This is a genomic window from Streptomyces prasinopilosus (genome assembly GCF_001419695.1).
GTDB classification, from domain to species: domain Bacteria; phylum Actinomycetota; class Actinomycetes; order Streptomycetales; family Streptomycetaceae; genus Streptomyces; species Streptomyces prasinopilosus.
In genome coordinates this window covers 1-9,254 of record NZ_LIRG01000530.1, presented here as the reverse complement: position 1 = coordinate 9,254, position 9,254 = coordinate 1, and the positions used below count along the sequence as shown (strand labels likewise).

Genomic DNA, 9,254 nt, shown 5'->3' with positions numbered 1-9,254 from the left:
CCACCGTGCGGAAGGGCCGGGACGCGCCGGCCCTTCCGCACGGTGGTGCTCAGAGCTCCTTGAGGAGCCCGCCGTCCACGACGAAGTCGGCGCCCGTGGTGCTGCCGGAGCGCGGCGACGCGAGCAGCACGACGGCGTCGGCCACCTCCTGCGGCTCGACGAAGCGGCCCGTGGCCAGGTTCAGCATCTCCGGGACGACGCTGTTGATGACGTTGTCCTTGTCGGTGCCGGCCTGCGAGGCGATCATGTCGGCGACGCCGCCCTCGTCCGTCCACCACGGCGTGCGCACCACACCGGGGGAGACCGTGTTCACGCGGATGCCCTGCGGCGCGAACTCGCCCGAGAGCACCTTGGTGATGTTGCTCAGGGCGGCCTTCGAGGCGCCGTAGTCGACGTTGATCGGCGAGGGCTGCCGGGCGTTGCCGGAGGAGATGTTCACGATCGAGCCGCCGCCGCGCTCCAGCAGGTGCGGGATGGCGGCACGGATGGCGCGCACGGCCGAGAACAGGTTGAACTCGAACATGGCACGCCAGTCCTCCTCGGAGGCGTGCAGGAAAGAACCGCGCGGCAGGGTCACACCGGGCGGCGGGCCACCGGCGTTGTTCACCAGGATGTCGAGCCCGCCGAACTGCTCCACGGCGCGGGCGACGACCTGCGCCGGCGCGTCCTGGTCCATGAAGTCGGCCGGGACGTGCACGAGGTTCGGGCCGGCCAGCGCATCCAGCTCAGGGGTGCTCTTGCGGGACGTGGCCACGACCTTGGCGCCCTCTTCGAGGAGCGTGCGGGTGATGGCCAGGCCGATGCCCTTGGAGGCGCCGGTCACGACGGCGACCCGGCCGGAAAGCTGCAGATCCATGAAGTTCCTTCTCGATGTCGGCCCCGCCCTGAGGTGGGGGAGGAGCGCGGTGCGGTGTGCTCTCGTCAACGGAAACACCGCCGTGCCCGAAGGTGTTGCAGGCGGTGTCCACCGGGCCCGCGGGGATCAGCGGTGCCAGCGCAGGACCTCCTCCGGGAGGTCCTCCAGTTCCGCGATCTCGGACGGCTTGCGGTCCATGTACCGCGGGTCGCACCCCTTGTGCCCCAGCAGCCGGGCGACCGGGGCCAGCACGGTGAACAGGGCGCGCTGCAGCGCCCACGGGGGCGAGGTGAACCGCACCACGTCACCGAACTCCAGCGTGGTCACCGCCTGCTGCAGCAGGCGGGGCATGCCCTCGGGCGTGGTCTTGCCGTCCTGGGCGAGCCCGAACAGCTGACGCAGCACCAGCTGCTCGAAACGGTCGCTGTTCTTGATCACCTCGCATATGTGGAAGGCCTGCTCGCCACTGCAGTTCCACCAGCGGTGCCTGATGCCCGGTTCGATCAGCACACTCTGCCCGGGCTTGTCGAGGACCACCTCGCGTCCGCCGATCAGGAAGGCGACCTTGCCCCGCACCAGCGTGAAGCGTTCCTCGCTCACCGGGTGCAGGTGCTCGCCCGAGACCGCACCGCCGGGCTCCGAGTACACGTCCATCACGGTGCGCGCCCCGCCCGTGTGCGAGGACGGCGTTCTGATCACGACCCGCTCCCTGCACCGCGGATTCTCGTACACCTCACCGACGCTGACCGTCACCGGCCCCGCCTCCTTCCGCCGTGGCGAATTCAGTCCGGACTCCGATGGTGGCGATCCGCGGGCCACCCGGCACTCCCCATCTTGCGGTCGTATCCCGGAACGCGCCGTTCAGGGATCCGACCGCAAGATCCGGAGTGTTTTCCGCGATGGCTGATTCGTACTGTCGCGGCGCAGGAGAGCGCGTGAAGCGGTGCGCCGAGAATGGCGAGAATGGGAGACGTAAGGTGCGCGACAACAGTGGGATAGGCCGCAGGCGGTTCTTCACGACCGCCGCGGCGCTGGGGGGCGCGGCCGCCGTGGGCGGCACCCTCACCGGGCAGGCGGCGGCCGCCGGGCGGGGGACGGCCGCCGGACAGGGAGCGGCCGCCGGGCAGGAGACCGTGGCCGCCAAGCTCGCCCCGGTGACCGTGACGCCGGCGGACGCCCAGTACGGGGAGCTCGTGCACGGCATGAACAACCGCTACGTCGGCAGCCCCGAGAGCGTCCAGCTGGTGGACGACGTCTCCCAGGTGGCGGGCGTGGTGCAGGCGGCCGTCACCGCCGGCAAGCGCCTGACCGTGCGTTCCGGCGGGCACTGCCTGGAGGACTTCGTCTTCAATCCCGAGGTCCAGGTGGTCCTCGACCTGTCACAGCTCAACAAGGTGTACTACGACACCAAGCGGCGCGCGTTCGCCGTCGAGACGGGCGCCCAGCTCCTGGACGTCTACACCCTGCTGTACCAGGTGTACGGCGTCACCGTGCCCGGCGGCATCTGCTACTCCGTCGCGGCCGGCGGCCACGTCAGCGGCGGCGGCTGGGGTCTGCTGTGCCGCCAGCTCGGCCTGATCATCGACTACCTGTGCGCCGTCGAGGTGGTCGTGGTGGGTGCCGACGGCAAGGTGCGCACGATCGTGGCGACCGACGAACCGGACGACCCCCACCGCGAGCTGTGGTGGGCGCACGCGGGAGGCGGCGGCGGCAACTTCGGCGTCGTCACGCGCTACTGGTTCCGCACCCCCGGCGCCACCGGCAACGACCCGGCCAAGCTGCTGCCCAAGCCGCCCCGCGAGGTGTACCTGGTGGCGCAGGCCTGGCCGTGGGAGAGCATGACGGAGGCGAAGTTCTCCCGGCTGGTGCAGAACTACGCGCGCTGGTTCACCGCGCACAGCGACCCGGGCGCCCCCGAACTGGCCCTGGCCAGCTTCCTCGTGCTGACCCACCGGTCCAACGGCCAGATCGCCATGGTCACCCAGGTCGACGCCACCGTCCCCCAGGCACGCCGGCTGCTCGACGACTACCTCGCCGCGATCGGCGACGGCGTCGACGTGCCGACGGGCGCCGTCACCCGCGGGTTCGCCGAGTTCGGCCCGATGGCCGCGTACGCGGAGCCCCGCAAGCTGCGCTGGCTCGAGGCCACCCGCTACCTCGGCACCACCAACACCAACCTCACCGACCCGACCTACCGGCAGGAGTACAAGTCCGCGTACATGCGCGCGGCCTTCCCCGACCGCCAGCTCGCGGCGCTGTACAAGAACCTGACGAGCACGGACGCCGCCCTGCCCGGCGCCTCGATCACCCTCAGCTCCTACGGCGGCGAGGTCAACCGGGTCGCGCCGTCGGCCACCGGCTATCCGCACCGCGAGTCGTTCTTCAAGATGATGTGGATGTCCCTGTGGAACGACCCGGCCGAGGACGCCGCCTACATCGCCTGGAACCGCCGGTGCTACGCGCAGGTCTACGCCGACACCGGCGGGGTGCCCGTGCCCAACGGCGTCACCGACGGCTGCTACGTCAACTACCCGGACAACGACCTGAACGACCCGAAGTTCAACACGTCGTCGACGCCCTGGTACTCGCTCTACTACAAGGACAACTACCCGCGCCTGCAGCAGGTGAAGAAGAAGTACGACCCGAAGGACTTCTTCCGCCACGCCCAGTCCGTCCGTCTGCCCTGACCCGCGCGTGAAGGCCGCCCCGGTGCTCCCGGGGCGGCCTTCACACGCGGACGGGTGCGGGCGTCAGCGCTTGACGGCGAACGTCAGCCCGTCCGCGTAGGGGATCACGCTCAGTTCCACCCGCTCGTCGTGGTGCAGCCGCGGGTTGAAGGCGCGCAGCGCCTGCGTCTCGGAGTCCTGCGCGGACTCGTCGAGCAGGGCGCCGTGCCACAGCACGTTGTCGACGACGACCAGACCGCCGGGGCGCAGCAGCTCGAGCGCGTACTCGTAGTACGCCGTGTAGTTCTCCTTGTCCGCGTCGATGAACACGAAGTCGAACGTGCCGGCGGCGTTCTCCTCCTTCAGCAGCCGGTCGAGGGAGGCCCGGGCGTCGCCGATGCGCAGGTCGACCTTGTCCGCGACGCCGGCCCGCTTGCAGTAGTCGAGCGCCATGGCGCCCCACTCCTCGTTGATGTCCAGTCCCACCACCCGGCCGTCGGCGGGCAGCGCGAGCGCCGTCGACAGCAGGCTGTAGCCGGTGAACACGCCGACCTCGAGCGTCCGCCGGGCCCCGGTCGCCTTCAGCAGGGTCCGCAGGAACTGGCCCTGCTCCGGCGAGATCTGCATCAGGTGCAGCGGCAGCTGCGAGGTCTCCTCGCGCAGCTGCCGCAACAGGTCGGGCTCGCGCAGCGAGACCTCGGCGACGTAGTCCTGGAGTGCGTCGGTCAACTCGACCTGGAGTCTCATGATGGGCCACCTCGTGTCGGGTACTCGAATCCGAGAAGGAATTACAGGCGCCCGCACGCACCGGTGTCAATCATTCACGGCCTCCTGGATATTGCGCAGAAATGTCCCCCGTTTTCCTCGAGCGATCCTTCAGCGGCCACCGGCACAATGCCGCTGAGAGAGCGTCGAATTCGAGGGCTCATTTCTTTTCGAGGAGTGCCGATGGGCGACAGCCAGCGCCGCTTTCGCGACTGCCTCGGCCGGTTCGCCACGGGCGTCACCGTGGTCACCGTCGAACACGGCGGCGGTGGCGTGCACGGCGCCACGGTGGGCTCGTTCACCTCCGTCTCCCTCGACCCCCCGCTGGTGATGGTGTCCCTGGACCGGCGCAGCCGGATGTGCGGCCTGCTCGCGGACGCGCCGTCGTTCGGCGTGAACATCCTCGCCGCACACCAGCAGGACCTGGCCCTGCACTTCGCGGGCCGGCCGCTGCCCGCGGGCACTCCCGTGTCCTGGGACCCCGACGCGGCCGGGCCGCGCCTGGCCGGCTGCGCCGCCCACCTCGACTGCGCGCCCTGGGCCGCGTACGACGGCGGCGACCACGTGCTGCACGTCGGGCGGGTCCGGAGCTTCACGACCCGGGACGCGGAGCCGCTGGTCTTCCACGGCGGGGCCTTCCGCCTCCTGGACACCGCCCCCGGCCACCACGCGTGGGCGGGCACCCTCGACGGGCCCGCGGACGGCGCGTGGGCGTCGGCAGCCGCGGCGCTCCACATCCCGCTGGGTCACTGACCGTCACGACCGGACAAAGGACACACCATGACGCTGCAGCAGGGCGAGGTCTCCGCCTCCGCACCGGCTCCCCGCACCACCCGCCCGCTGACCGGCGACGAGTACCTGGAGAGCCTGCGCGACGACCGCGAGGTCTACATCTACGGCGAACGCGTCGACGACGTCACCAAGCACCCGGCGTTCGCCAACCCCGCCCGGATGACGGCCCGCCTGTACGACGCCCTGCACGACCCGGCCCGCCGCGACGTGCTGACCACCCGCACCGACACCGGGAGCGACGGCTACACCCACAAGTTCTTCCGCACCCCGCGCAGCGTCCAGGACGTCGTCGAGGACCGCGAGGCGATCGCCGAGTGGGCCCGCCTCACCTACGGCTGGATGGGCCGCAGCCCGGACTACAAGGCGGCCTTCCTCGGCACGCTCGGCGCCAACTCCGACTACTACGCGCCGTTCCAGGACAACGCGCGGCGCTGGTACCGCGAGTCCCAGGAGAAGGTGCTGTTCTGGAACCACGCGATCATCCACCCGCCGGTCGACCGGCACCGCCCGTCCGAAGAGGTCAAGGACGTCTTCGTGCACGTGGAGAAGGAGACCGACGCCGGTCTCGTCGTCAGCGGCGCCAAGGTCGTGGCCACCGGCTCGGCCATCACGCACTACAACTTCATCTCGCACTACGGACTGCCGCTCAAGCAGAAGGAGTTCGCGCTCGTCGCGACGATCCCGATGGGGGCGCCCGGCCTGAAGCTGATCTGCCGCCCCTCCTACGCGGCCACGGCCGCCGTCATGGGCAGCCCCTTCGACTACCCGCTCTCCTCGCGCCTGGACGAGAACGACACCATCTTCGTCCTCGACAAGGTGCTCATCCCCTGGGAGAACGTCTTCCTCTACGGCGACGTCGACCAGGTCAACGGGTTCGCCCCGAAGTCCGGCTTCATCCCGCGCCTGACCTTCCACGGCTGCATCCGGCTCGCCGTGAAGATCGACTTCATCGCGGGGCTGCTGGCCAAGGCCGTCGAGATGACCGGCACCAAGGACTTCCGCGGCATCCAGGCCCGGGTCGGCGAGGTGCTCGCCTGGCGCAACATGTTCTGGGCCCTGACCGACGCCGCCGCCCGCAACCCCGAGGAGTGGAAGGACGGCGCCCTGCTGCCGCGCCTCGAGTACGGCATGGCCTACCGCTGGTTCATGACCCTCGGCTACCCCCGCATCAAGGAGATCATCGAGCAGGACGTCGCCAGCGGCCTCATCTACGTCAACTCCAGCGCCGAGGACTTCAAGAACCCCGACGTGCGCCCCTACCTCGACAAGTACGTGCGCGGCTCCAACGGCTACGACGCCGTCAGCCGCGTCAAGCTGATGAAGCTGCTGTGGGACGCGGTCGGCACCGAGTTCGGCGGCCGGCACGAACTGTACGAACGCAACTACTCCGGCAACCACGAGTCGGTGCGCAGCGACATCTTCATGACCCAGATGGAGACGGGCCAGCTGGACGCGTACAAGGGCTTCGCCGAGCAGTGCCTCCAGGAGTACGACCTCGACGGGTGGACGGTCCCCGACCTCGACTCGTTCCACGAGCTGCGCGGCGCCAGGAAGAACTTCTGGCACTGACATGACCTCCGTCCCCCCCGTGGTGCGGCGACGGCCGGGACCGGCCCTCGCCGCCCTCTTCCTCGCCACCTTCGTCATGGGCAGCGCCGAACTCGTCGTCGTCGGCCTGCTGAAACTCGTCGCCGGGGAACTCGCCGTGTCCGTGGACGCGGCGGGCACCCTGGTCACCGCGTACGCGCTGGGCATCTGCCTCGGCGGTCCGCTGCTGACGGCGCTCACCATCCGGATCCGGCGCCGCACCCTGCTGCGGACGTCCCTGGCCTGCTACGTCGCGGGCAACCTGCTGGCCGCCCTGGCCCCGGGCTTCGGCACGCTGCTCGTGGCCCGGGCCGTCACCGGGGCGCTGCAGGGACTGTTCCTCGGGACGGCCTTCACGGTGGCGGCCGCCCTGGTGCCGCCCGAGCGGACCGGGCGCGCGATCTCCGTGGTCTTCGGCGGCATCGCCGTCTCCACCGCGCTCGGCGTTCCGCTCGGCACCCTGGCGGCCCAGCACCTGGGCTGGCGCGCGGCGTTCACGGCCATCGTGGTCCTCGGCGCGCTGGCGCTGCTGGCGACGGCGGTGTGCGTCCCGCCGGTCGACGCCCCGGGCACCGGCGGCCTGTGGGCGCAGTCCCGGCACGCGCTGGCGCCCCGGGTCCTGGCCGTGCTCGGCGTCGGACTCCTGCTGATGGGCGGCCAGTTCGCGGCGTTCACCTACATCACGCCGTTCCTGGAGGACGTCACGGGGGTGTCCGGCACCTGGCTGACCGTCTTCCTCTTCGCCTACGGGGCCGCGACGGCCGCCGGCACGTTCGCGGGCGGCTGGGCCGCGGACCGGGACGCGGCGCGCACGCTCCTCGCGGCGAACCTCGCCCTGGTCGCGGCGCTGGCGGTCCTGCACGTCGCCGGCGCCTCCCGGGTCCTGGTGGCCCTCGCCCTCGTGCTGTGGGGCGTGGTCGGGTTCGGCCTGGTCCCCTCGTTGCAGTACCGGGTCGGCCTGCTGGCCGGTCCCGGACGCGACCTCGCCTCGACGCTGCCGGCGTCCGCGGTCAACGCGGGCATCGCCGCCGGGGCGGTGGCCGGCGGCGCGGCCGTCGCGCACGGCGGTGCGCGGGACGCGGTGCTCACCGGGCTGCTGGTGTGCGCGGCGGCACTGCCGGCGACCTGGGCGTCGGGGCGGCTGCGTCCGGCGGCCGGGCGGCGGCCGGCCCCCGCCGGGGCGGAGTCCCGCTCCCCGGGCTGAGCGGAGTCCCCGCCCCCGGGGGCTGAGCGGCCCCTGCTCCCCGGCCGCCCGCGGCGCCGGGCGGCCGGGGCGCCGGGCGGGCCGGGGCGGCCGGTGCGGGTGGTCCCGTACCCGAGGGGTTCCGTCAGGCGGGCGGCGTGCACGCCGGCACGCCGGGCCGGGGACCGCGGCCCGGCCCGGGCTGCCCGGCCGGGACGACAACCGTCGGCACCGTGCGCCGCATCCGCACGGCGAACGCCGACCGCCGTATGCGCAGGGGCAGTTCGCGGCCGAGCTGCGGCGGTTCCGCCTCGCGCACGGCCACGTCGACGGCGGCGGCGAAGTCCTCGTCCGCGGGCACGAGCCGGGCCTGCCGGAACATCGTGCGGAGCCGGAGCAGCAGAGCCGGCCCCTCGTCCCCCGTCAGCACCCCGCACACGCCCTTGTCCGTCACCGCGACGAGGACCGGCCCCAGCGACGAACCCGCCACCGTGTACCGGATGTCCGTGCCGTCGCCGCCCGCCCGGTACGCCTTCGGGGTCATGCCCAGGATCTCCGGCGCCGCCGCGTAGAAGTGGCCGCCGGAGCCGAACCCCGAGCTGTACACGGCGTCGGCGATCGTCCCGGACAGCGGCAGGGCCTCGCGCACCCGGCGGGCGCGCGCCGCCGCCAGGTAGGCGTGCGGCGTGATGCCGGTGAACGACTTGAACAGGCGGTGGAAGTGGAAGCGGCTGTACCCCACCTTGCGGGCCAGCTCGTCCAGGCTCGGCGGCAGCGGCGCCTCGTCGATGATCCCGCAGGCCCGGGCGACGGCCTCGGCCGCCGCGGCGTGCCGGCCGGAGTCGTCGGGGCAGCAGCGGCGGCACGGGCGGTAGCCCTCGGCGCGGGCGTCCTCCGGGGTCGGGAAGAACCGGACGTTCTCCCGCAGAGCCAGCCTCACCGTGCACGACGGGCGGCTGTACACGCCGGTCGTGGTGACCACGTAGCAGAAGTGGCCGTCCGCGCGGGCGTCCCGGTCCCGCACGGCCTGCCAGCGTGTCTCGTCACAGGTGTACAGCGTTGCGGCGGTCGTCGTCACCGTCATGCTCCGTGCCTTCCGTTCGTCTGAGAGGTCGTTTCTCACGGGTGGTCCGACGGGCGGCGCCCCGGCGGAGGGGAGGCGTCCGCGGGGCGGCGGCCGGTGGCGGACCGGTGACGGACCGGCGGTCGCGGGGCCCCACCGGGACCGGCTCCGGCCGCCCTCGAGCCGGCTCCGGGCCGTGGACGCGGGGTCCGCCGACCGGTCCGCGCGGCCCCGGCCCGGTGCCGCCCGCACGCGGGACCGGACCCGTGCGGTCCCGGCGCCCTCCCGGGCACCGGGCCGGGGAGTCCGCCACCGGGTCGCCGCCGGTGCTCCGGGCCCCGG

At 72.3% G+C, this 9,254-nt stretch carries 8 protein-coding genes; 4 read left to right on the top strand and 4 right to left on the bottom strand.

Annotation, left to right across the window (positions count from 1 at the left end):
* Positions 1 to 49: 49 nt before the first annotated feature.
* Positions 50 to 856 carry an SDR family NAD(P)-dependent oxidoreductase gene (locus AOK18_RS21245; RefSeq protein ID WP_055574900.1) on the bottom strand — a complete coding sequence of 269 codons (807 nt, stop codon included), beginning with the start codon at positions 854 to 856 and terminating at the stop codon, positions 50 to 52.
* 126 nt (positions 857 to 982) lie between these two features.
* Positions 983 to 1,555 carry a cupin domain-containing protein gene (locus AOK18_RS21240; protein ID WP_240503266.1) on the bottom strand — a complete coding sequence of 191 codons (573 nt, stop codon included), beginning with the start codon at positions 1,553 to 1,555 and terminating at the stop codon, positions 983 to 985.
* Positions 1,556 to 1,833: 278 nt separating this feature from the next.
* On the opposite strand from AOK18_RS21240, the gene AOK18_RS21235 reads away from it, so the two are divergent.
* Complete coding sequence (locus tag AOK18_RS21235) at positions 1,834 to 3,543, top strand: FAD-binding oxidoreductase (RefSeq protein WP_240503265.1); 1,710 nt, start codon at positions 1,834 to 1,836, stop codon at positions 3,541 to 3,543.
* Positions 3,544 to 3,606: 63 nt separating this feature from the next.
* Here the strand turns inward: AOK18_RS21235 and AOK18_RS21230 are convergent, their stop codons facing one another.
* A complete protein-coding gene (locus tag AOK18_RS21230; protein WP_055570494.1) occupies positions 3,607 to 4,269 on the bottom strand; it encodes a class I SAM-dependent methyltransferase in 663 nt (220 codons plus the stop codon).
* Positions 4,270 to 4,470: 201 nt separating this feature from the next.
* Between AOK18_RS21230 and AOK18_RS21225 the strand changes: the two genes are divergently transcribed.
* From AOK18_RS21225 to AOK18_RS21215, 3 genes are read left to right on the top strand one after another with little or no spacing between them, the layout of a single operon-like run.
* Complete coding sequence (locus AOK18_RS21225) at positions 4,471 to 5,040, top strand: flavin reductase family protein (protein WP_055695384.1); 570 nt, start codon at positions 4,471 to 4,473, stop codon at positions 5,038 to 5,040.
* Positions 5,041 to 5,067: 27 nt separating this feature from the next.
* Positions 5,068 to 6,648: a 4-hydroxyphenylacetate 3-hydroxylase family protein gene (locus AOK18_RS21220; RefSeq protein ID WP_055570492.1), complete on the top strand. Its 1,581-nt coding sequence runs from the start codon at positions 5,068 to 5,070 to the stop codon at positions 6,646 to 6,648.
* 1 nt (position 6,649) lies between these two features.
* Positions 6,650 to 7,870, top strand: a complete 1,221-nt coding sequence (locus AOK18_RS21215; RefSeq protein ID WP_055695383.1) for an MFS transporter — start codon at positions 6,650 to 6,652, stop codon at positions 7,868 to 7,870.
* A gap of 124 nt (positions 7,871 to 7,994) precedes the next feature.
* Here the strand turns inward: AOK18_RS21215 and AOK18_RS21210 are convergent, their stop codons facing one another.
* Entirely contained in the window at positions 7,995 to 8,933 is a 939-nt protein-coding gene (locus tag AOK18_RS21210) for a bifunctional transcriptional activator/DNA repair enzyme AdaA (RefSeq protein WP_079105121.1), read from the bottom strand.
* Positions 8,934 to 9,254: the final 321 nt, after the last annotated feature.

What these genes read in the sequence shown, in the direction of transcription:
- AOK18_RS21220 (WP_055570492.1), top strand. Translation starts at nt 5,068, where the DNA reads ATGACGCTGCAGCAGGGCGAGGTCTCCGCCTCCGCACCGGCTCCCCGC.
- AOK18_RS21215 (WP_055695383.1), top strand. Translation starts at nt 6,650, where the DNA reads ATGACCTCCGTCCCCCCCGTGGTGCGGCGACGGCCGGGACCGGCCCTC.
- AOK18_RS21230 (WP_055570494.1), bottom strand. Translation starts at nt 4,269, where the DNA reads ATGAGACTCCAGGTCGAGTTGACCGACGCACTCCAGGACTACGTCGCC.
- AOK18_RS21210 (WP_079105121.1), bottom strand. Translation starts at nt 8,933, where the DNA reads ATGACGGTGACGACGACCGCCGCAACGCTGTACACCTGTGACGAGACA.
- AOK18_RS21245 (WP_055574900.1), bottom strand. Translation starts at nt 856, where the DNA reads ATGGATCTGCAGCTTTCCGGCCGGGTCGCCGTCGTGACCGGCGCCTCC.
- AOK18_RS21225 (WP_055695384.1), top strand. Translation starts at nt 4,471, where the DNA reads ATGGGCGACAGCCAGCGCCGCTTTCGCGACTGCCTCGGCCGGTTCGCC.